Origin of the sequence: Pseudoalteromonas sp. TB64 (assembly GCF_000498095.1) — a bacterium.
Classification (GTDB): Bacteria; Pseudomonadota; Gammaproteobacteria; order Enterobacterales; family Alteromonadaceae; genus Pseudoalteromonas.
In genome coordinates, this window is record NZ_AUTQ01000152.1 from 12,938 (window position 1) to 37,310 (window position 24,373).

19 protein-coding genes are annotated in these 24,373 nt (G+C 37.7%); 8 read left to right on the forward strand and 11 right to left on the reverse strand.

Annotated elements, in window-relative coordinates; genetic code table 11:
- Positions 1–5 precede the first annotated feature (5 nt).
- The 9 genes from L647_RS0112315 to L647_RS0112355 form a co-directional block, all read right to left on the reverse strand.
- Positions 6–1,076: a DUF418 domain-containing protein gene (locus tag L647_RS0112315; protein ID WP_024611357.1), complete on the reverse strand. Its 1,071-nt coding sequence runs from the start codon at positions 1,074–1,076 to the stop codon at positions 6–8.
- Positions 1,077–1,106: 30 nt separating this feature from the next.
- Positions 1,107–2,321 carry an HDOD domain-containing protein gene (locus L647_RS0112320; RefSeq protein ID WP_024611358.1) on the reverse strand — a complete coding sequence of 405 codons (1,215 nt, stop codon included), beginning with the start codon at positions 2,319–2,321 and terminating at the stop codon, positions 1,107–1,109.
- Positions 2,322–2,411: 90 nt separating this feature from the next.
- Positions 2,412–3,947, reverse strand: coding sequence for a glycogen/starch synthase (locus L647_RS0112325; protein WP_024611359.1), 1,536 nt, complete (start codon positions 3,945–3,947; stop codon positions 2,412–2,414).
- 85 nt (positions 3,948–4,032) lie between these two features.
- On the reverse strand, positions 4,033–5,334 hold the full coding sequence (glgC, locus tag L647_RS0112330) for a glucose-1-phosphate adenylyltransferase (protein WP_024611360.1): 1,302 nt from the start codon (positions 5,332–5,334) through the stop codon (positions 4,033–4,035).
- 14 nt (positions 5,335–5,348) lie between these two features.
- On the reverse strand, positions 5,349–7,886 hold the full coding sequence (locus tag L647_RS0112335) for a glycogen/starch/alpha-glucan phosphorylase (protein WP_024611361.1): 2,538 nt from the start codon (positions 7,884–7,886) through the stop codon (positions 5,349–5,351).
- On the reverse strand, positions 7,879–9,942 hold the full coding sequence (gene glgX / locus L647_RS0112340; protein WP_024611362.1) for a glycogen debranching protein GlgX: 2,064 nt from the start codon (positions 9,940–9,942) through the stop codon (positions 7,879–7,881). The genes L647_RS0112335 and glgX overlap by 8 nt, the downstream gene beginning before the upstream one ends.
- The gene (gene glgB, locus L647_RS0112345; RefSeq protein ID WP_024611363.1) at positions 9,935–12,205 is read right to left on the reverse strand and encodes a 1,4-alpha-glucan branching protein GlgB; all 2,271 of its coding nucleotides are present in this window, start codon (positions 12,203–12,205) and stop codon (positions 9,935–9,937) included. Before glgB ends, glgX begins: the two co-directional genes overlap by 8 nt.
- A complete protein-coding gene (gene malQ / locus L647_RS0112350; protein WP_024611364.1) occupies positions 12,206–14,197 on the reverse strand; it encodes a 4-alpha-glucanotransferase in 1,992 nt (663 codons plus the stop codon).
- Positions 14,198–14,206: 9 nt separating this feature from the next.
- Entirely contained in the window at positions 14,207–14,509 is a 303-nt protein-coding gene (locus L647_RS0112355) for an isoamylase early set domain-containing protein (protein WP_024611365.1), read from the reverse strand.
- Positions 14,510–14,881: 372 nt separating this feature from the next.
- On the opposite strand from L647_RS0112355, the gene L647_RS0112360 reads away from it, so the two are divergent.
- The gene (locus L647_RS0112360) at positions 14,882–15,832 is read left to right on the forward strand and encodes a hypothetical protein (RefSeq protein ID WP_024611366.1); all 951 of its coding nucleotides are present in this window, start codon (positions 14,882–14,884) and stop codon (positions 15,830–15,832) included.
- 219 nt (positions 15,833–16,051) lie between these two features.
- On the opposite strand, the gene L647_RS0112365 is transcribed toward L647_RS0112360, so the two are convergent.
- Positions 16,052–16,480 (reverse strand): Lrp/AsnC family transcriptional regulator, encoded by a 429-nt coding sequence (locus tag L647_RS0112365; protein WP_024611367.1) that lies wholly within the window; start codon positions 16,478–16,480, stop codon positions 16,052–16,054.
- A gap of 194 nt (positions 16,481–16,674) precedes the next feature.
- On the opposite strand from L647_RS0112365, the gene L647_RS0112370 reads away from it, so the two are divergent.
- The 4 genes from L647_RS0112370 to L647_RS0112385 are packed head-to-tail and all read left to right on the forward strand — an operon-like array spanning position 16,675 to position 21,279.
- Positions 16,675–17,880 carry an aspartate aminotransferase family protein gene (locus L647_RS0112370; protein WP_024611368.1) on the forward strand — a complete coding sequence of 402 codons (1,206 nt, stop codon included), beginning with the start codon at positions 16,675–16,677 and terminating at the stop codon, positions 17,878–17,880.
- Positions 17,881–17,930: 50 nt separating this feature from the next.
- Complete coding sequence (gene astA / locus L647_RS0112375; protein ID WP_024611369.1) at positions 17,931–18,965, forward strand: arginine N-succinyltransferase; 1,035 nt, start codon at positions 17,931–17,933, stop codon at positions 18,963–18,965.
- A gap of 7 nt (positions 18,966–18,972) precedes the next feature.
- Positions 18,973–20,439: a succinylglutamate-semialdehyde dehydrogenase gene (astD, locus tag L647_RS0112380; protein ID WP_024611370.1), complete on the forward strand. Its 1,467-nt coding sequence runs from the start codon at positions 18,973–18,975 to the stop codon at positions 20,437–20,439.
- 36 nt (positions 20,440–20,475) lie between these two features.
- Positions 20,476–21,279, forward strand: a complete 804-nt coding sequence (locus tag L647_RS0112385; RefSeq protein WP_024611371.1) for a DUF1338 domain-containing protein — start codon at positions 20,476–20,478, stop codon at positions 21,277–21,279.
- A gap of 70 nt (positions 21,280–21,349) precedes the next feature.
- Here L647_RS0112385 and L647_RS0112390 read toward each other — a convergent pair whose 3' ends face one another.
- The gene (locus L647_RS0112390) at positions 21,350–22,630 is read right to left on the reverse strand and encodes a flavohemoglobin expression-modulating QEGLA motif protein (RefSeq protein WP_024611372.1); all 1,281 of its coding nucleotides are present in this window, start codon (positions 22,628–22,630) and stop codon (positions 21,350–21,352) included.
- 146 nt (positions 22,631–22,776) lie between these two features.
- On the opposite strand from L647_RS0112390, the gene L647_RS0112395 reads away from it, so the two are divergent.
- From L647_RS0112395 to betI, 3 genes are all read left to right on the forward strand, one after another.
- Complete coding sequence (locus L647_RS0112395; protein WP_024611373.1) at positions 22,777–23,034, forward strand: DUF3081 domain-containing protein; 258 nt, start codon at positions 22,777–22,779, stop codon at positions 23,032–23,034.
- Entirely contained in the window at positions 23,034–23,345 is a 312-nt protein-coding gene (locus L647_RS0112400; protein ID WP_024611374.1) for a hypothetical protein, read from the forward strand. Before L647_RS0112395 ends, L647_RS0112400 begins: the two co-directional genes overlap by 1 nt.
- Before the next feature lie 451 nt (positions 23,346–23,796).
- A complete protein-coding gene (gene betI, locus L647_RS0112405) occupies positions 23,797–24,372 on the forward strand; it encodes a transcriptional regulator BetI (protein WP_024611375.1) in 576 nt (191 codons plus the stop codon).
- The last annotated feature ends 1 nt before the right edge of the window (position 24,373 follow it).

The window sequence follows — 24,373 nt, forward strand, 5'->3', positions numbered from 1 at the left end:
GGTGTTTAAGCATTAATTTTTGCTTTAGTTAATTTTCGCCATACAAATTCAAGCGGACCTTGGCTAAAATAGCGGCTGTATATAAATGTAAATAGCAATTGCAGTGCAACTAAAGCCGTTGCTACTAACCAGTAATCTATTCGATTAAAGCTAAGTACCCATTGCGTAAATAGCACTTTATATAACAATAATTGCATGAGTGTTTGGCTAATATATAAAGTAAATGCTAAGCGCCCTGTTTGTTGAATAAGCTTACCTACGTGTGCGCTGTTATTGCAAAACTTAACAACTAAATGAATATAAAGTGCAGCCATACCAAGGGCCGCAAACATATTTATTAACTCTTGAATTGCATACATAAAGCCACTGTTGTATTGCGAAATACAGAGCCTAAATACACTAAAAATAATACTCACAATTACAGCAACGGTTAACTGCTGCGAGTTCAATCCTTTACTAAATACGTCTTGTTTATATAAATAAATACCAATAAGCATAATACCTACGCACATCCACATAGTCATTATTGGCACTATAAATATCATTAATGCATTCATACTAATGTTCGAAATAAAGTAATCAATGTAGTGAGGGTTATATAAAGAGATGAAATCTTCAGAGTTACGGTAAATAATATCAGCAGGGGCGCTATACATAACAAGCCCTGTAGTTACTCCTCCCAATAAAATAAACGCTGTTCCACGTTTTAAGAGTAGTTCGTTGTCGCTTTCTAAATATTTAAGGGCATACCAACCAGACACACCATAAACGAATAAAATATCACCAGCCCAAAGTAAAAAACCATGCGCTAAACCAAATAATATTAACCAGTAAAGCCTGCTTTTTAATTGCACATCAGACTTATAACGTTGCCATTGAATATAAAGCCCCGCTCCAAAAAGCAAACTAAATAAGGTTCTAAAACGACCATCTACAAACAAAGTGCTAAAGATGTGAATAATTGAGTCGCTAACAGGAGGATTAGTTAAAGAGGTATACCCGTATTCAAAAAAGCCGAAGGCGTAAGCATTCATGTAAACCAAGCCGAGCACGGCAACGCCGCGAATAAAGTCCATATTATAATTGCGCATTAAAGCTATTATCCGTTAAATATTATTCTTATAACTGTCAGCCCAATCGACTGCATCTTGGTAAAGTTGAGGTAATGTATCACTGTCTATATTTAATAAGAGCATGGCTTGTTCTAGTGCCCACCAACTTCCACTTTCATATGCTTTAACAACATTTAAAATGTAGTAAAGTTTATTTTTATCATTAAGCAATGCCGCTTTTATTTCATCAGGAAAAGGTAACTTTTCTACTAATAGGCTCATTGGTTGATCAAGTATTGCATCGAGTAACGAAAAAAGCCCGGTTAAAAACGCTTCTCCAACGAGATGTTTAGCTACCCTTTTGGCTATTAATTCGCAAAAACGTGCTCGGACTACACAAACTTGCATTAATTCTGCAGGCTTTTTACCCGCAGTATGCGCAGTTACAATTAAGCTTACAAACTTCTTTATACGGTCGTGTCCTAAGTAAACCAAGGCTTGCTTTAATGACGATATTTCACTTTGAATAGGGAAAACACCGCTGTTAATTAGGCGTAATAATTTATAAGCAAGTGCAGCATCGAGTTCAAACAAACCAGAAATAACTTTTATATCAGGGCTTTGTTTCATTATTTCAGCATAAATAGCCACAACCAACCCATAATTATAATCAATATCGTTTTGCGTTATCATGGTTGGTTTTGCAAAAAAATAACCTTGGAAGTAATCAAACCCCATATCGTAGGCAAGTTGGTAATCTTCTTGAGTTTCTAATTTTTCAGCAAGTAATTTAATTTTTTTATTTTTCTGAAGGCTTTTAACGATTGTAGTTATTTCATTTAGAGGCGTTATTTTTATATCAAATTTAATTAATTTGATTAACTTTAAAAAACGATCCCACTGTGGTTTATACACAAAATCGTCTAGTGCTAGTTTGTAATTACTATTAAAAAGATCGCAGCATAAAGCATAATTATCGTCGCTTGGCTCTATTGTTTCTAGCAGTTCTATTACAACATCTTGGCTGGGTAAAAAAGCGCATAAGTCTAGTTTTAAAGACTCTGGTCCAATATTGATCAATGCTTTTTTACCCGACGTTATATGCCGAGTACCTAAATTGAGCTGGTTTTCCATAATAAGTCGAGCTGTTGCTTGACCTTCGGCTATATCAGGGAAATAGTTTTTAGGGCTATCACGAAAAAGTAGCTCATAGGCTACTACTTTTTGACGACGATTGAATATTGCTTGCCTTGCAACAAATACAGACACATTACCTACTTCTTAGATTTTATATAATACTAAGTAATTAAACCTTAAATCGATAAAATTGTCACTCAACTTTCTAACTTACGTAACAATTTACTGGTATAAGGTTGTTATATAATCAGCAGCCACTTGTGGCCATGAAAAACGCGCTTGTTCTGCGCTTTCCTTTATTTTAAGCCATTTTTTAGGATCCTGCTTTTTAATTAAGAGTGTTTCGTTTAAACAAGTAAGTAGGTTACTCGTTTGAGTTGCTAAGGTGCCGCCAATAAAACTAAAACCATTTTCATTATGCTTTACGGTATCTTTTAACCCGCCAACACTATGAACTAGGCAAGGTTGCCCTGCACGCATTGCCAACATTTGGCTAATACCACAAGGTTCAAACGAGCTTGGCATTAAAAATAAATCACCTAATTGATACATCAAGTCACCAACGCCCTGACCATAACCTTTTAAAAATAAAAGATTTGGATTACGCGCCATTGCTTTTGTAAAAATTAATTCAAGTTCACTATCCCCTGAACCCAATATAATAAGTCGCCCATTAAAGCTATTAATAACCTTACACACGTTATCTATGGCTAACTTACCATCGACTGGTTGACATAATAGCAATACTTTTTGATCTGTGAGTCGCCCAACACTGGTTACTAATGGTCCATTGCTAGGTAAAGCTTTAAATTGCTGTAACCGTTGATGAGCAATATAGTAACTACTTTGTAGTTGCTCATTATTCGCCATCCAGTTAAATAAGGTATTTTCGATACTTTGATATAAAGTATTTAAATCAGCTTTTTCTTCATTACGTTCAGGGTATTCACAGCCATTTAAAATACCAATTAACTTACCTTGCTTGGCTGCATTTTGTAGGTCTTGTTCGAGCCCTTCACCACCAAAAAAACCATGTTCATAATTACTGGGGTTAAGCACTTCTTGGCTATATGTTGGTGATACAACATGTACTTTATCGCATAAATTAATGGCACTTCGCATTGGGTTAAAACAATTAGGATAGCGAGGGTCACATAAATACTGACCATTATAACTAAGTGAAGGAAACCATGCTTCTAAGCTAGAATCATCATGCTTAAAAGGTCTTATGCCTTGTAATGCAATATTGTGCACTGTGTAGGCAATATGTAAATTAATAAGTGAGCTATAGCGAGCTTCAAACTTGAGTAAAACAGCTACACATGCGCTGTGCCAATCGTGTAAATGTAAGGCATTAGGTCGCGTAAGTAAGCCTTGCAATAAAGCTTCACAAACGCCAGCATTAAATAAAGCAAATTTAGTTGCATCAGTCGCAAACGGTCTACCTGGTGCGTCGTTGCAGTACACACTACCAGAGTCACTAAACAATGGATGGCTAATAACAATTTGGCTTACATTATTTTGTGTTTGTTCTATTTTATAAAGTTTTAAAATATGTGATTGTGCATGAAATGCAACAGTTACTTCACCAATATAAACACGCTTAAGGTGGGCAAAGCCATAATCGGGAATAACTACATCAACTGTTATACCTTGTTCTGCAAGTGCTTTTGGCGCATCACGTACTACATCTGCCACTCCGCCTACTTTTGCGCCTGGTAACGCGTCGTTTTCTGCTGCAACCATTAATACATGCATTAATTTACTTCTTCCTTTATTTCTGTGTGGGCTTGCTCAATTAAGAGCAAGCCTTATTGCCGTGCTTATTTTTTTAGCTTGTTGTTTAAGCTAGTTTTTTATTCTCACGCGATTGACGCTCTAGCTTTTTAGCAAGCTCGATGAGCATATCACGGGTAACAAGTACTATGCCTTTTTTAGATACTCTAAAGCCATTTTCTTGATCTGCTTGGCGGTCGTAACCTATTTCAAGCCCTGCTGGTATTTCACAGCTTCTATCAATTATAGCGCGCTTGATTTTACAACCTCGGTTTATAACAGCACCTGGTAAAATAACTGACTGCTCTATAGTACAAAAAGAACGTACATGTACGTTAGAAAACAATAATGATTTTCTAACTAACGAACCCGAAACAATACACCCACCAGATACGGTAGAGTCAACAGCCATACCACGTCTATCGTCATCATCAAAAATAAATTTGGCCGGTGGCAGTTGTTCTTGGTAAGTCCAAATTGGCCATCGTGGGTCGTATAAATCAAGCTGAGGTTCTGGCATTACTAATTCCATATTCGCTTCCCAAAACGAATCTAGCGTTCCGACATCACGCCAATAAGGTTGCCCTTCTTGCTCTGGATCTCTAAATGGGAATGCAAACACATTATGCTCTTCAATAATGGCTGGAATAATATCGTGCCCAAAGTCACGACCTGAACCTTCAGTTTCGGCATCTTTTTTAAGTTGTTCAAATAAAAACTCTGTATTAAATACATAGTTTCCCATTGAAGCTAAACATATACCTGGCTTTCCTGGTACTGAGCTTGGGATTGCCGGCTTTTCATCAAAACGTCGAACGCGGCTTTCTTCATCTACGGTCATAACACCAAAAGTATCAGCGGCTTCTTCTACTGGCACTTCTAAACAACATACCGTCATATCAGCACCATTTTCGACATGTTTAGCTAATAAAGCACCATAATCCATTCTATAAACATGGTCACCTGACAAAATCATCACATACTTAGGTAACTCATGACGAATAATATCTATATTTTGAAAAACCGCATCGGCTGTCCCACAATACCAATCATCACCTTGACGCTGTGAAGCAGGTAATATTTCAACCGACTCACCCAACTCCTTTTTAAAATGTCCCCATGCTCTATTTACATGACGTATAAGCGAGTGAGATTTGTATTGTGTAGCAATACCCACGCGCCTTACACCTGAGTTAATACAGTTTGATAACGGAAAGTCGATAATTCGATGTTTACCACCAAAATACACTGCGGGCTTTGCACGCCAATCTGTTAATTCGTGTAATCGTGAACCACGACCACCAGCAAGTATTAACGCATAAGTTTCTCTTGTTAGGCTACTTATGTAGCGGTTTTCATAATTAGGCATAATACTCTCTCCATTTAGTCTAGGCTTTTAGTGGCATGGCTTTTAGTTGTCGTTAAGTCTGTTTCACTAATATTGAGTGGTTCTAAGTGCCAAATATCGTCACTGTATTGGCTTATAGTTCTATCACTTGAAAACATCCCACTTGCGGCTGTATTCAAAATACTCATTTGTGTCCAATAAGTTTGATCTGCGTAAGCTTTATCAACCTCTTTTTGGGCTGCCACATAACTTTCAAAATCGTGCGCTACAAGCCATGGATCGTGTGGGCTCTTAATTGCATTTGTTATATCGTCAAATAAGCATGGTTCGAATAAGTTAAAATGGCCGCTTTCGAGTAGTTGCATTACATTATTTAAATCACTATTTTGAGCAATTAAGTGCTCTGGATTGTAGCGCGATTTAATATCGTCGATTTGATGTGCTTCTGCGCCAAACAAAAAGAAGTTATCAGCGCCTACAGCATCTCTAATTTCTATGTTTGCCCCATCAAGCGTACCAATGGTCAGGGCTCCATTCATCATGAACTTCATGTTACCTGTGCCCGAAGCTTCTTTACCCGCTGTTGAAACTTGCTCTGATAAATCGGTTGCAGGGCAAATAACTTCCATAGCAGTTACATTATAATTAGGTAAAAATGCAACACGTAAATAAGGTGCAGCAAGCGGATCTTTATTAATAACCTCGGCTACATTATTAATTAACTTAATAATTTTTTTAGCCATGTAATAGCCTGGTGCTGCTTTACCACCTAAAAGTACACAACGTGGCACTAGCCCTTTTGTATCGCCACGGCGAATACGGTCGTATAAATGAATTACATGCAACACGTTTAATAACTGGCGTTTATATTCGTGAATACGTTTTACCTGTACGTCAAACATCATCGACACATCAAACTCGATACCACACCGTGCTTTAACTAAATCAACTAAGCGTTGTTTGTTTTCACGTTTAGCAGATTGCCACTGTGCATGAAATGCTTTGTCATCAAAAAAACGTCGTAGTTGGCTAATTTGAGCAAAATCACCCACCCAATCATTACCAATTTTATCGCCAATAAGTTTACTTAAAATAGGGTTACAATGTGCAAGCCAACGACGTGGTGTTACACCATTTGTTTTGTTATTAAATTTATCAGGCCATAATGCGTAAAATTCTTTAAACAAACCTGCTTTTAATAACTCGGTATGCAATGCTGCTACGCCATTTACAGAATAGCTGCCTACTATAGCTAAATACGCCATGCGTATTTGTGGCTCATCGCCTTCTTCAATAAGTGACAACGCACGCTGTTTATTTACATCCCCAGGCCAATGTTGTGCAACTTGTGCTAAAAAGCGGGCATTTATTTCGTAAACTATTTCTAAAATACGCGGTAATAGTTTTGAAAATAACGATACAGACCATTTTTCGAGTGCTTCGGGTAATAATGTATGGTTTGTGTATGCCATTGTTTTGGTCGTTATTTGCCAAGCGTCATCCCAATCAAGTTCGTAATCATCAATTAAAATACGCATAAGCTCAGCAACAGCAATGCTTGGGTGCGTATCATTTAACTGAAAAACATGAAAATCAGAAAAATCGCGGAAGCTCTCGCCATGTTGTGCAACCCATTGATCAACTATGTCTTGAATACTCGCAGATGATAAAAAGTATTGCTGGCGTAACCTAAGCTCTTTACCATTTTCGCTGCTATCATTTGGGTAAAGCACCATCGTTATTTGCTCAGCCAGATTTTTTTGCGCGACCGCTTCTGAATAACTACCTGCGTTAAACTCTGTTAAGTTAAATTCATCTGTCGCCTCTGATTTCCACAAACGCAGTGTATTAACAATATTGTTTTTATATCCAGGAATTGGTACATCGTAAGGCACTGCTAATACATCGTGAGAGCTCATCCATTGACGATGCTCACGACCATACTTATCAGTATAGCTTTGCACGTAACCACCAAATTTAACGCGTTTAGCATGCTCTGGGGCGCTAAGCTCCCACGGATGCCCTTCACGTAACCAGTTATCTGGTTGCTCAATTTGATTCCCATCTTTTATAGATTGGTTAAACATACCGTATTCATAACGTAAGCCATAACCAATAACGGGTAATGCTAAACTTGCACAACTATCTAAAAAGCATGCTGCTAAACGCCCAAGTCCACCATTACCAAGCCCTGCATCGTGCTCTGCATCTTCTAATGTTTCTATTGTTGTACAATATTCTTGTAACGCAGCCGCTACTTGGTCGTCTAAATCTAGGTTTAATATTGCATTGCCAAGTGCGCGACCCATTAAAAACTCTAGAGATAAATAAGCTGTTTTTCGGCGCTTTTCTTGTTTAATTTGCTGATTAGTTTCTCTGCATCGTGCAACGAGCCGATCGCGAATAGTCAGTGCTAAAGCGTGGTATAAATATAACCTTGATTCGCCAACCTTATCGCGCCCAAGGGTGTAATAAAAATGCCGTGTTAAGTCGTCCTTTAGCGTGTTTTCATCAATAACCGGACCTTCTTGCCAACCCTTTACTACACACACTTGTTCATCTTGTTTAGCCATGACCTACTTCCTCTAAGTTTGCACTGAATACCCAGCTACTTTGTGCAGAAATTTCAACCATCGCATCGTTGTTACTACTCACAGATGCATTATTTACACTTGATAAAACCATTTGCCAAGGCGCGCTAATTGGTGACGGCGGCAATTGACACAAAACTGTTTTGTTACTTGCGTTAAAGACGATTAATAGCGCGTGTTTATTTTGCTTATCGAGTAGGCTATACATTAAAAACTGCCTAGCATCTTCATGCCAATGTTCATCAGTCATGGTAGTACCTTTTTCGGTAAACCATTTGACGGTAAAGCGCTCGTCTATATCATCTAAAAACACACTATGTTTAAACGCGCTATGGGCACGTCTAATTTTTAGAGCATCGTCTATAAAACGGGTTAAAGCGTGGTTTAATTGCGAATCCTTCCATGCAAGCCAACTAGTACGATTATTTTGGCAATAAGCATTGTTATTTCCACCTTGAGAATGCGCCATTTCACTTCCAGCCGAGAGCATTGGCACGCCTTTGGATAGAATAAGCGTTAGCAAAAAGTTTTTTTGTTGCTGCAGGCGAAGTGCTGTTATTTTAGGATCGTTAGTAAACCCTTCTACGCCACAATTAAAAGAATGGTTGCCACTGTGACCATCACGATTTTGTTCACCATTTGCCTCATTATGTTTCTCTTCGTAGCTCACTAAATCGGCAAGCGTAAAACCATCATGACTCGTTATAAAGTTAATACTATTTAGCGGACCTCGTTCACTGTGCTCAAAAATATCAAACGAGCCATGCAAACGCTTAGCTACGTTAGCAATAATACCTTGTTCACTTTTCCAAAAGCGTTTTATTACATCACGATACTGATCGTTCCATTCTCGCCAAGGCGAAGGAAAAGCGCCTAATTGATAACCGCCAGGCCCTATATCCCATGGTTCACTAATTAGTTTAACTTTGTTTAAAATTGGATCTTGAGCAACCGCTTGTAAAAACGTGTGCGACGCACTAAACCCTGATTGCGAACGACCTAAAATAGTTGCTAAATCAAACCTAAAACCATCAACCCCCATTACTTCAACCCAGTAACGTAAACTGTCGAGCACAAGTTGCAGCGTTTTAGGGTGATCGATATTAATTGTATTGCCACAGCCTGTATCATTTATATAAATATTTGGCTTATCTGTTACTGTGCGGTAATACGCTAAATTATCAAAGCCTCTTAGCGATAAAATAGGACCATCAGTGCCCGCTTCTGCGGTATGGTTATAAACAACGTCTAAAATTACTTCTATGTCTGCATCATGAAACTCTTTAACCATTTGTTTAAATTCGTTTATATCGTCGTTTATCAAATAGTCTTTGTGTGGGGTAAAAAAGTTAAGCGTGTTATACCCCCAATAATTTTGCAGCCCCTTGCCAGTCAAAAATTGCTCACTAATAAATGCATGCACCGGTAATAATTCAACAGCAGTAACACCAAAGCTATGTAAGTGCTCAATAAAAGTAGGATGACTTAAACCTAAAAACTTACCTTGTAGCGATTTAGGTATTTTAGGGTGACGACACGTTGTGCCTTTAACATGGCATTCGTAAATAACAGTATTAGACCATCTGTGGTTTGGTTTTTTATAAGCATATAATGTAGGCGCCGCTACTTTAGATTTTGGTATATCAATGGCATTATTTACATTACTTTTAGTGCCTATTGGCATTTGTCCGTAATGGCGTTCACTCCAAGTAAACTCACCAAATAAGTCTTTAGCGTATGGGTCTATGAGCAGTTTATTTTCGTTAAATAATAACCCTTTTTGAGGGTTATATTCTCCTTCAACTCTAAAACCATATAGCGCACCAGCATTTAAAGGCGCTATATGAATACTCCAAATACCACCTTCATTAATGTTCATCGCCATTTTTAATATTTCAGAATGACCACTTTTATCAAATAAACACACATAAGCTTGCGTAGCCTTTGGTGCATATAGTGCAAAGTTAACGCCGTTACTTTTAACGCTTGAACCTAACGGTTCAACATGACCATGAGTTGCTTCAAATTGATTACTCATCATCGACCTTATGTAAATAAATAGTAGTTAATCCGCCAATGGCTATATTAATGCTTTGATCAAAACCATGACTTGGGATATTTGACGATTCAATAAGTTGGGAAGAGTTTTGGGTAACCTCTATTCCCGATCCAAAGAACAATGTTTGGTCAGTGTTTAAAATAACGTTATAACGACCTTTAGCTGGCACACCTATTACGTAACTTTGGTACGACATTGGCGTAAAGTTAGCAATAACAACAATAAAGTCGTGGGCATTTTTAGCAAAGCGAACAAAGCTTAATATGCTTTGTTCATTATTATTATTGTCTATCCAATTAAACCCTGCGGCGCTCGTATCTAGTTCGTATAGGGCGGGCTGGTTTTTATAAACTAAATTAAGTTGTTTAATTGTTTGTTGAATCCCGCTGTGACTTTGATGATCCAGTAAATGCCAATCGATGGAATGATCGTGCCCCCACTCTTTACGCTGAGCAATTTCGCAGCCCATAAACAATAACTTTTTACCCGGGTGAGCCCACATAAAAGCGTAATAAGCACGCAAGTTTGCAAACTTCTGCCAATCATCGCCTGGCATTTTTTCAATTAAAGATCCTTTACCATGAACAACTTCGTCGTGGCTCAGTGGCAAAATATAATTTTCACTGAATGCATACACCATCGAAAATGTTATTTCGTGATGATGATGCTTTTTATAAAGTGGGTCGTGTTGCATGTAACGTAAACTGTCGTTCATCCATCCCATATTCCACTTATAACCAAAGCCTAAACCATTATGATCAACACTTTGCGTAACACCTGGCCATGCTGTTGACTCCTCAGCCACCATCATTATTCCGGGGTTATTTTTGTAACTGCGTAAATTAACCTGCTTTAAACATTCAATAGCGCCGAGGTTTTCACGACCTCCATAGCAATTAGCAACCCATTCACCTTCTTTTCGGCTGTAATCTAAATACAACATTGACGCCACAGCATCTACTCGTAAACCATCAAGTCCAAATTGGTGTAACCAATACATAGCATTAGAAATTAAAAAGCTTTTAACCTCTGGGCGATCATAGTTGTAAATATAAGTATTCCAATCGGGATGAAAGCCTTGGCGCATGTCAGCATGTTCATATAAATGAGTGCCATCAAATCGATGTAAACCATGCGGATCACTAGGGAAGTGGCCTGGCACCCAATCAAGTAAAATACCTAAATTAGCTTTATGACACTGCTCTACAAAATATTTGAAGCTACTGTAGTCACCAAAACGACTCGTTGGCGCAAATAAACCAACTGGCTGATACCCCCACGAGCCATCAAAAGGGTATTCACTTATAGGCATAAGCTGTAAATGCGTAAAATTCATTTCAAGCGCATAGTTAACTAGCTTGTCTGCAAGCTCTGTATAGCTTAAATAACGATTGTTTTCGGCGCGTTGCCACGAACCTAAATGTACTTCATAAATACTAATTGGCGCATCAATATGGTTACGTTTTTGTCTGTTTTGTAGAGCGTATTCATCTAGCTTTATAGGTTCTGGTTTATATTGCAATACACTTGCAGTACCGGGTGCTTGCTGCATTTTAAAAGCAAAAGGGTCTGCTTTTTCAAGTACTTCACCACTTTGAGCTGTAATCGAAAATTTATAGCACATGTCGGCTTGAAGACCTGGTATAAATAACTCCCATACACCACTCGCTGGATGAAAACGCATAAAATGACGATTTGTTTGCCAATAATTAAACTCACCAATAATAGACACACTTGCTGCATTGGGCGCCCATACACAAAAACGCACCCCATCAACATTTTGCTGCGTTGTAAAGTGTGCGCCAAAATGAGAGTAAGCATGCTCTAAACTACCCTCATTAAATAAATACATAGCATCTGTATCAAGCGCGCTGTCAAAGCTATACTCATCATCAAAAGTAATTAGCGCATCTTCGTACTTAACTTCGCATTGATACGGCAATACGGGTAATTCACTTAAACAAGCAATAAACAAATCACTTTGTTTGTAACGTTCAGTTTTTATAAGCTGGTTATTAATTATTATATTAACGCTAAGCGCTTTAGGTAAATATAAACGTATTTCAACACCGTTACCTTTTACTTTGTGCGCGCCTAAAAAACTAAATGGATCCTTAAAACGCCCTATATTTAAAGTGCTTACTTGCGCGTCGTAATCGGTTCCTTGTTTAGAGGTGTCTAATTTAGCGTTTTCTACTTTTTCGTTATTTGTTTTTAAATTATTGGTAATAGAACTGCTCATTTAATCTTTCCTTATAGAATCGATAGCAGCTAATAGCGATGCATTTTTACTAAAAATCTCTTCGCATGTGTGCGTTAATACACGACGCCAATTAGGATATTCTGTATCTGTACCAGGAATATTTACAGGGTACTGCTGCTCATCTAAATCATCTATTTGTAGCGCAAACAAGCGCGACTGTGAACGTGCCAAACATATGCCTAACGCGCTATACACATCTATCGCATTACTTTGCAGTGTGAGTTGTTTATTTTCAGTTTGATTAATAAAACGCAGTAAGCGTGCTTGTTCTTGTGCTCGTACTTCTGTTAGTTCTGCATGTTGTTGCTCATCTATTAGCGCATATTGTTGCTTTATATTTAAATCATCATGCTGCCACCAGCCAGTAAAAGGTGGAACATCATGATTAGCAATCATTAATAAGCAATGTGGTGCTAAGTTGTCCAACGATAAAAACTCACCATTATGCTGCTTTTCAAAATAGAACAAACTGTTAGAAAAAATACCGCTACTCGCCAACGCTTCTCTCACCTCAGGCGGAACTATGCCTAGGTCTTCACCTATAACAATGCTTTGATTTATATGAGATTCAATTTTTAAAATCGCGAGTAAATGCTCAAACGGGTAATAAACATAACAACCATCTTGTTGACTATTATTGTCAAAACACCACCATAAGCGCCGAATTGCCATTACATGATCAATTCTGAGCCCACCAACATTTTGCATATTGGCGCGAATAAGTGCGCGATAAAATTCATAATGATTATTGCTCAAGCTATGTGGATTAAGTGCAGGTAATCCCCAATTTTGACCCGCTTCTGCCCATGGATCTGGCGGTGCACCAACATTAGCACCTTGGCTAAATAAGGACTGTTGGCTTTTAAATTCTGCGCCATCACCAGCACAGCCAACAGCTAAGTCATTAATTAAACCTATTGCCATTCCTTTAACTTCACAATTTTGTTGGCACAGTGCTAATTGAGTATGAGCTTGCCATTGTAAGTAATAGTCAAATGATGGGTTAAGTGACTCAAGCGTATTTAATGTGCTTGTGTTTGTTTTACAAAAATCAGTAAATGCTTGTTGGCGCTCTTTACTTGCTGTTAATTCAAACTGATTATAGAGCGCTGTAAATAACGTGTACTTAATACGGCTTACTTTTTCATAATCTATAAACTGATCATTGCTTTGTGTAAGTGATACAACGTCATCACTTTGCATTAAAGTGCTCAGCTGTGCGTTATTATTAGCGTCTTCACATAAGTCGATTGATATATAGAGAGGATTTAAAAGTGCACGGCTATTGGGGCTATACGGGCTTGCTCGTTCTGGCATATTTGCAAACAATAAATGCAATGGATTAAGTAAAATATAATCCATATTTTGTTCACTACACAAATTTGTTAATGTAAATAAATCACTAAAATCACCGATACCAAGCTTAGCGTTATTTTTTAAGGTATATAACTGTATAGATAAACCCGTGCGTTTTTTATCTACGGTTTGATAAACTTGTTCAGGCACAAACCAGATTTGAGTATGAGATAAATTATCGCCTACCTGCACCGTCGCATCATAATAACCAGATGGCATATCGGGCAATAAAAGACTGAGCTCAATATAACGTACCCCATGTAAATTATATTCGCCTGTATCGGGATAATCATTAAGTGTATCGAATGTTAAATTACAATTAAGTGATTCAATATTTACATGGGCAGTAAAATGACGTTGGCGCTCATCAATGCGTATTTTTAACGTATTTTTAGGTGATTCAACCAAGCTAACACTTGGCACTAATTGTAACCAACCCGCAGCGTCTAGCTCATAGTTAAGATGTGCAACTTGATTGCTGTCTTCGGTGTTTACACCACAGCACTGCAAAGCACGCTTTCGCGTTTCTTCGCTAAAAAAAACCTGTTCACCAGTATATTTAGTGAATTCATAGCCAATACCATGCAGGTAAAACAACTGCGAAAGAGCGTCCATTACCCTACCTTAATTTATACGTTGCGTATTTACTATGCTGTTTTCTGTTCCAAATGTATTGCCAATATAACCATCAGCTTGATGGTCATTATCCCAAATATCGCCATTTATTAAGTAACGAAAATGAAATTGCTGATCAACGGGAAGTCGTTGCTTGTATTTAAACACACCTTGCTTTTTATTAAGTTTCATTGGCACAGGTTGCCAATCATTAAATTCACCTAATAAGCAGACTTGCTCTGCTTCTGGGTGAGAAAATTCAAAAGTAACTTCAGCTTCATCTTTTGTTTTAAAAAAACGTTTATTCAACATAGCAGGCTCCAACTAAACCATAAAGGGTAATTAATCTTTGCCACAGGCCATACAACTAAACAAAAAGGCGATGTGGATTCCATTCAAAATCATTAAACATGTATAAGTTAAACAAAACTTTATTTACGCATTATTACAGTGCAGTAGTTTCTTTTAACGCACTCATTAAGTGCAATTTAATGCTCAATAGTGCGTTTTAAAAACCACCGTTATATAGAGCAATTTTTAAACCAACTAAATATAAAGCTGGTACTTATTTATTAAAGACACAATTAGCCTTAACTATAATACTAATTTTATAAAACGCTTTTGTTATATACTTTCATCAGCGATAATACACACATCTTAATACTCTGAAATATATATAATTTCATGTTGAAAAAAAGCATTTTTAGTACTATAGCGCTCATTTTTATTATTATTACTAGCTTTATTGGATCTTCAATTTATACCCTTTATAGTAAAAAAGAAATATCAGTAGACCCTAAATTAAAAGAAATATCAGGCATCGAATTTGATAAGCATAAACGCTTGTGGGCTATTAACGACAGTGGCGACGATCCTAAGCTGTACAGACTAAATAAAGACGGTTCAATTGCTAAAGAGATATTAGTAACTAATGCTAAAAATATTGACTGGGAAGACATGACTCAAAACAAATTTGGGCATTTCTTTTTAGGGGACTTTGGAAATAACAAAAACGATCGTAAATGGTTGACAATTTACAAAATAGAAAACCCTATCGATATAAAAACAAATACAACCGAAGCTGAAATAATAAAATTTACCTATCCAGAAATGGATGGAACACCTATTAAACCAAACAACCGTAATTTTGATTTAGAAGCTTTTGTAGCGCTAGGGCGTCACTTGTATCTATTTACTAAAAATCGTACTGAACCTTTTGATGGCATTACAAAAGTTTATAAAGTGGGAGATCATGCTGCCAATTTTAACGCCGAGCTCATCGACTCATTTAAAACCTGCACAACCATGGAAAAACTATGTTGGATAACATCAGCTGCATTAAGTCCTGATCGTAAAAAATTAGTATTACTCGATTCAACCAGTATTTGGTTATTCGAGAACTTTAAAGGCGACAAGTTTTTCTCAGGGGATGTATCAAGAATTGACTTAGGTATTGTTACGCAAAAAGAAGCCATTACTTTTTACGACGATAATACAATTGTATTTACTGATGAAGAATTTAATGGAATTGGCGGTAATGCCTATTTTATAAAGCTTGATAAAGCTAAAAAAATAGTCGTAAAAAGAGCGCTTCATCCAGAGAGCTCAGAAAAAAAGCAAATACAAACTAAATAATAACGGTAGAATTAATAAAAAAGTTATCATTATTAAACCGACTTATTTTTATTGATTACCAATCTTTAGCTAAGCTTTAAAACAACCGCTTGCAAAACAGAGCTTATAAAAACGTGCACAACTTAAATCTAGTATTAATCTTTATATAATATTAAATAATAGAACGTTTAATTATTAAAACGCTTCATAATGCTTATATTTTTAAAATACTATACAGCTTTAACGCTTGAATTTTGTTTCTAAAATAACAGAAGATGTTGTGCGCTCTACCCCATCAAGATTTCCAATATCATCGAGTAAGTGACTCAGCTTTTCTAAGTTTTGCGCTTGTACTACGGCAATTAAATCAAATTCACCACTTATGGCATACAGCTGTGAAATAGCATCAATTTGTTTTAATTCTAAATTAGTTTTTGTTGTTAGCTTTTGTCTTACCTTAATAGATACATGCGCCGACACCATTTTGTTTAAATAGTCATCTCCATAATCTACGCTATACCCTTTAATTACACCGGTTTCCTCAAGCTTTAACATTCTACTTTGTACGGTAGAGCGCGAAAGATTGAGATGCCTTGCTAGGTCTGAAATACTCGCTCTAGCATTTGTTTTTAATATAGATAATAGCTTTTCGTCTTGTGGAGTTATCATAATGCACATTACTTTCGTTATTTTGCCTTTTATTCTAATCATTTTTCACAAAATAGCACTGCAAATTTAACCTCTAACGTTCGATAATGACGCTCTATACAAAATAATATCAAGCTTGCTGAAGAATACAGGCTATATTCTTCTTTGTTTTAGCAACATTTCTTTTTAAACAGCCATAAAATTTAGGTGTAAAAATGCAAGTAACAAGAGACTTATTTAACGACGTAATGGTACCAAACTATAATCCATCAGCAATTATTCCAGTTCGTGGTGAAGGTTCGCGCGTTTGGGATCAAAATAATAACGAGTTTATCGATTTTGCTGGTGGTATTGCCGTTAACTGTTTGGGTCATTGTCATCCTGCATTAGTAAAAGCATTAAAAGAGCAAGGTGAAAAAATTTGGCATTTATCAAATGTTATGACCAATGAGCCAGCACTTCGTTTAGCTCAAAAAATGGTTGAAGCAACATTTGCTGATAAAGTTTACTTTGCAAACTCAGGCGCAGAAGCCAATGAAGCAGCGCTTAAGCTAGCTCGTCGTTATGCATTAGACGTATATGGTAATGAAAAAACGCAAATAATTGCATTTAATAAAGGTTTTCATGGTCGAACATTTTTCACAGTAACTGTGGGCGGGCAAGCGGCTTATTCAGATGGCTTTGGTCCAAAACCAGCTGACATAGTACATTGTGATTTTAACGATATAGCGGCATTTGAAGCGCTGATCAGCGATAAAACATGTGCTGTTATGATGGAACCATTACAAGGTGAAGGCGGTATTATTTCACCAACAGATGAATTTGCTAAAAAAGTACGTGAACTTTGTACTAAACATAACGCACTACTTATTTTTGATGAAGTACAAACAGGTGTTGGCCGCACAGGCGATTTATACGCTTACGAAGGCTTAGGAGTTGTACCTGACATTTTAACAACGGCAAAAGCATTAGGTGGTGGTTTTCCAATTGGCGCTATGATCACTCGCACACACATTGCTGAGCATTTAAAAATTGGCACGCACGGTTCTACTTACGGTGGTAACCCACTTGCTTGTGCCGTAGCCGAAGCTGCATTTGATACCGTAAATACACCAGATGTACTAAACGGTGTTAAAGAGCGCGAACAGTTATTCCGTGATGGTTTAAATGCAATTAACGAAAAATACAACGTGTTTAGTGAAGTACGCGGTAAAGGCTTATTAATTGGCGCAGTATTAAATGACAAATTTGAAGGCCGTGCACGCGACTTTTTAGTAGCAAGTGCTAATAATGGTTTAATGAACCTTGTAGCTGGCATGAATGTAATTCGCTTTACGCCATCTTTAGTTATCCCGTTTGAAGATATTAAAGAAGGCTTAGCGCGCTTTGAAAAAGCCGTTAGCGATGTAGTAAACGGTTAATATAGTTTAAGTTAGCACGCCTACAGGCGTGCTATTGGAGCAAGCAATAAATGCAAGTATTACGTCCTATTACTGCCAATGATTTTGACGCACTTAAACAAATTGCGATTGAATCCGGTCATGGATTTACCTCTTTACCTGTTGATGATGCACAGCTAAAAGAAAAAATTGAACGCGCTGAAAAAAGCTTTGCCAAAAACATTAACCAGCCACTTGATGAAAGCTACTTATTTGTTTTAGAAGACAGTGAAACAGGCGAAGTTGTTGGCACTACAGCAATTGAAGCTGCCGTGGGCTTGTCGGTGCCTTTGTACCATTATCATTTAGGTAAAACAGTTCATCACTCGCCTACTTTAAAAGTATATAACACCGTTGATATTTTAAGCATGTGTAACGACTACACAGGTTGCTCTGAAATATGCACATTATTTTTGCGCGAAAATAACCGTAAAGGTTTAACGGGTCGATTTTTATCGCGTTCACGCTTTTTGTTTATGGCTCAGCATAGCGAGCGTTTTGCCGATACTGTTATCGCAGAAATGCGTGGTGTTAGCGACGAAGACGGTCATTCTCCTTTTTGGCAATGGCTGCAAGAGCACTTTTTTAGTATCGAATTTCCAGAAGCAGATCACTTAGTTGGCTTAGGCGATAAAGTATTTATTAGCGAGTTAATGCCTAAATACCCTATTTATGTGAACTTGCTTAGCAAAAAAGCCCAAGCAGTTATTGGGCATGTGCATGAAAAAACAAAACCTGCGCTAAAGTTATTAGAAAAAGAAGGTTTTGAGCACAGAGGCTACGTTGACTTATTTGACGCAGGCCCAACAGTTGAAGCAAAGCTTGGTAATATTCGCAGCATTCGCGACTCTCAAGTTTGCCCTATTACTATTGGTGAGCTTGATCACATATCACAAAATAGCTCTGATACGTTGGCTGTATGTAATCAAGGCGTAAGTAGCTTTAGAGCAACATTTACCAAAGACGCACATTACAATCATGCAAAACATACTCTCGTCATTAGCCAAGATGTAGCTAAGGCGCTTAATTTAAGCCAAGGAGATGCAGCGCGATTTTTCCGCCTGTAAATTATTTATGAATACACACCTAATTAATAACCAGTGGCATGTGGGCCTTGGTCCAGCATTTGAGTCAATCAATCCAAGTAATGGCGATGTGGTATGGCAAGGTAATGGCGCAAACGCTGATCAAGTAGATTCAGCTATCAAAGCAGCCAGAGCAGCACAGGTACAATGGGCAGATAAGCCGCTTGAAGAGCGTATAACCATTCTTGAAAATTTTGCCGCTCAATTAAAAGAACACAGCGAAGAATTTGCGACCATAATTGCACGCGAAACAGGTAAGCCATTATGGGAAACCCGCACCGAAGTGGGCGCAATGACAGGCAAAGTAGCTATATCTGTAAAAGCGTATCATGAGCGTACTGGTACAACCGAAAACCCAATGCCCGGTGCTAAAGCATTTATTAGACACAAACCGCATGGCGTTGTGGCTATTTTTGGCCCGTATAACTTTCCGGGGCATTTACCAAACGGGCATATTGTTCCTGCAATTTTAGCAGGCAACACCGTAATATTTAAGCCATCAGAACTGACGCCGCACGTTGCAGAATTTACGCTCTCACTTTGGCTAAAAGCAGGTTTGCCAGCGGGCGTTATTAACCTTGTGCAAGGTGAAATTGAAACAGGTAAAGCACTTGCATCTCATAAAGACATAGATGGCTTATTTTTTACCGGTAGCTCAAACACAGGTCACTTACTACATAAGCAATTTGCAGGACACCCGGGCAAAATTTTAGCACTTGAAATGGGCGGTAATAACCCCCTTATTGTAAAAGACGTGAGTGATATAAGCGCTGCTGTGCATGATATTATTCAATCAGGCTTTATTACCTCAGGTCAGCGCTGTACGTGTGCACGCCGCTTATTTATTGAAAAATCGCTCAATGGCGATGCTATTTTAGAAAAGCTAATAAGCGCGACTAAAAACATAGTTGTAGACGACAGCTTTGCTACAGTGCAGCCTTTTATGGGTGCAATGATAAGCGAAAAAGCAGCACTGGGTATGGTCGCTGCGCAAAGTGAATTAGTGTCAAAAGGCGCACAAATCCTTGTTGAACTTAAGCAATTAAAACCAGGCACAGGTTTTGTAAGCCCCGGCATTATTGATGTAACAAACATTACCGACATGCCCGATGAAGAACATTTTGGACCGCTAATTAAAGTGTATCGCTTTGATGACTTTGACAGCGCAATCATTGAAGCCAATAACACAAGCTTTGGTTTATCTGCAGGTTTATTGGCTGATAACGAAGATGATTACACTCACTTTTTAAAGCGCATTCGTGCAGGGATTGTTAACTGGAACCGCCCTATTACGGGTGCCTCTAGTGCTGCTCCATTTGGCGGTATTGGCGCCAGTGGTAATCACAGAGCAAGTGCCTATTACGCCGCTGATTACTGTGCATACCCTGTGGCATCTGTTGAGTCAGACAAAGTGAGCTTACCGCAAACCCTAGCGCCTGGCTTGGTAATTGAATAAGCAATAAAACCAAAATTTTAGATTTAAGGATTTAACATGCATACTGATGTAAACACATTATTTGAGAGCCTTTGGAAAAACTACTTAAACGTAACACCATCGGCAGACAAAATTCATGACCTTTTAGGATCAACGCAAAAAGATGACATTATTAACGATCATATTGCGCTGCGTACATTTAATATCGAAAAAGTAGGTCTTGAAAAGCTCGCAGCTCATTTTTTAGCTATTGGTTACAAAGAATGTGGTGAGTACCACTTTGAAGCTAAAAAACTATATGCAAAGCACTACGAGCATAGCGATCCGAATCAGCAAAAAGTATTTATTTCTGAGCTACTAGTAGAAAAATGCTCGCCAGAGTTACAAGCTATCGTAACCGACATGGTTGATAAAATTGATGAAAGTGCTGTTACTGCTGACAACTTTTTGTATTCAGGCACGCATTGGCAAGTAAGCACCGATACTTACAAACAACTGCTAGCTGAAAGCGAATATGCAGCGTGGATGTCGGCGTGGGGCTACCGTGCCAATCACTTTACCGTAAATATTAATACGCTTGCTAAGTTTGATAATATTGAAGATGTTAACCAAGCCCTTAAAGAGGCTGGCTTTTCGCTTAATACGTCAGGCGGCGAAGTTAAAGGCTCACCAGAGGTGTTACTAGAGCAATCGTCAACACTGGCTGATGAATACTCTGTTACCTTTAGTGACGGTGATATGAGCATTCCTAGCTGTTTTTATGAGTTTGCTATTCGTTACCCTAAAGCCGACGGTGAGCTTTATACTGGTTTTGTTGCAGCCTCAGCTGACAAAATATTTGAAAGCACCAACGCTCGATAGCAAAACCTAAAGTACTTTATTTTAAAAGCCCGTTATGGGCTTTTTTTATGTCGATAAGTATATTGATTAATTATAAAAATAGCGGTTTATAGTCGTTTTCTAACTTTTCAAACGATAAGTCACCAATAAAACGACCGAAGCTCAACCAAGTTGCTAAACCACGCAAATCTTTAAAATGTGGTGGCACAAACTTAGGGCTTTCTATTACACCTAAATCATGAAGTTGAGATATTAATCTAAAGTCATCTATCGATATTTTACCCACGAGTAATAAAGGCAGTCTATCGATTCGACCTAGCTGTATTGCTACGCGAATTAAGTTATATACCAGTACAAAGCCTTTAATATAGGCAATATCTTTTGTAAAAGGCAGACCTGTTGGCGTACTGCCTCTAAATACACGCTGCGCGAGTGTGTAGCTGTCGTCTTTTGATAAACCTTGCGCTACATAGTCACGGTAAATGTCTACAAACTCAGCGCCATCTATTACCTTTGTAACGGCTTGAATACGATTCACTAATTTAGATAAACGCCTTGGAGTCGATTTTAAAGTAATAATTTCGGTTAGTACCGCTAAACCTTCTTGGGTAATAGTTGAGCTAGGCGTGCCTTTACTCAAACATGTTAAATACGGCTGAGCCAAACCATTTTGAGTTGTACCTACATGTATCCACCCTTCGTGAACTTCTAAAATATCAAGTTCCCGCTGAGAAAACTTAACATCTTGATTTAGTTTTATATTATTAGCACCCGCTGCAGCATCACTGACAATACCATCGCTAAGCATTACTTCTACATTTATACCCGTCATACTTGCATTAACTTGCTCAGATAAAATGCGCACAGCATCAACCGCATCAATGTTTTTTGGATCATCAGGCAGTATGTCTGCAACTAATAAGTTTTGTAATGGCTGCTCTAACATATTAGCTAGTTCAGATAGTGATGGCTCACCTGCATGAAATAAATCTTTAGGGTGACCAAATAACTCCACCGATAAGTCATGAAACTCAGGCGTGCCACGATATTCAAGCATACTTAATACCGTTTTATACTCGGTGCACATTTTTCCCATATATTGAGCAATCGGATTTAACTGCCCCAATTGATTAATAATGTTGCGGTGCAAAGTAGAAAACGCTTGGCGTAACTCGCTAGGTACAAATCCGAGATCGCGCTGTTGGTAATATGCGCGGTCTATAAGTGGATTTTTTTGACATTTTTGTCTAAAAAACTCCTCTTTAGTTTGTTTATCCCAATTAATAGCATCAAGTATCCTAATTGGAGTTTGCAATGCAATTAATTGATCTGATAACTCTCGAGTTTTTAGTAGTAACGCCTTGTCTATCATGGTGTAAGCTCAACAATAAATGAGTTTTGAGCATAATTTAAAAAAGCTAAATTACAAAGTAATATCATACTTTTTTAGCTATTGTTTTTAAGATGATCGACCCTCATATCTGTATCGTATGAGTTACTAAAGGAAGGGCATAAAACATGAAAAACGAAATCGATAATAAACAGATTTTAGCCGTATATGAACGTATAATTCAAAAAGGTGAAATGACTGATGAAGGTAAACATTATCAAGGTGTTACTGCATATTCAGACGTAGATGGTTACACCGTATACTTACAAGGTAGCGGTGTTGAATTACGCTTTGGTTTTCACAATACTTACCATCTTGAATACGAACATGAAAAACACAAAGACGACTTTTTAAAAAAATTATATAACATTGCAAACGAGAGCTAATGCACCCACGAAAACGCAGACACCGCCCTACCAGTAAGCTCAATACTACTTTTATAAATCAAGTAGTAGAAGAGCTTAGAGCTAATCCTAGCAAAGTTTCTATTATTAAAAGCAATTTGGAGCAGTATCGCTCCCAAGCCCATTTAAAGCGTGGCTTTTTACTCGCCATAGAGCGCTTTGATTGGGTTTTTGAAGCAAGCGAAGATATTGATTTTATTTGCCAACAAATATTGGCTGATGACTATATAGGAAACAGATTAAGACGCTACCCTCTGCTTTTTAAAGGGTTAATAAATACAATAGATCATTAAATTGGCGTATTGCTTACATTTAGTTTTAACAGCAACTTTAGCTAGATGTGCATGGTCTAATTAGGTTGCTTTTAGCAATCATTCCTTCTTTCAAAGTTTATTAGTGTACTAAGTAATTGTTCCATTATTGACCCATTGTATTAAAATAATACTATTAGTACTCTAATCATTACCGTACTAACATTATTTTTAATCGTTTTATTAATGCGAACAAGTAAAGAATACGTTACAACCATCCCCCTCGTCAAAGCAAAGCCTAACCATTTGTTTTTTAATGAATTATAAGCACCTCCTTTAAGCACTAACTTTACGGGCTTTCGTGTGTTTTTGTTAATAATCTATCTACATTTTAGCATCTAGTAATTTACTTTAGCCTTGAATTATTAGAGCTATTACCTTAAGCTTATGTTTATTGAACGTTCAATTAATAATAATTATGCCTAAAGTTGGAATGGAACCTGTCAGGCGTCAGCAGTTAATTGACGCGACAATAGAGTCGGTTGCAATGCGTGGATTGCAAGGAACAACGATAAATAGCATTAGTAAAAATGCAGGTTTATCGTCTGGCATAATTAGTCATTATTTTGGTGGCAAACAAGGGCTCATTGAAGCCACTGTTAGATACCTACTCTCAAATCTTAATAAAGAGTTAATTGGGAAAGTTGATAGTAATACAAGCCCAGTACAGAGGTTGATGTTTATAGTTGAAGCCAACTTTGCACTTGTTCAGCAACGCGGTGACACCACTAGAACATGGTTGAGCTTTTGGGCTCAATCAATGCACGACCCTGAACTACACAGATTACAAAATGTAAACAGTAATCGCTTGCAAAGTAATTTAGCATTCTCTTTTAAGCAATTAATGCCTACAGAGCAAGCCAAACAAGCTGCTGAACTTAGCGCCGCAATGATCGATGGCCTATGGTTAAGAGCAGTACTTAGTAAATCAGATAATAACCAGTTTAAACACAGTGAAGATTTAGCAAAAAGCTATGTACATTCACTCATAAAGCAATATGGAGCCTAGC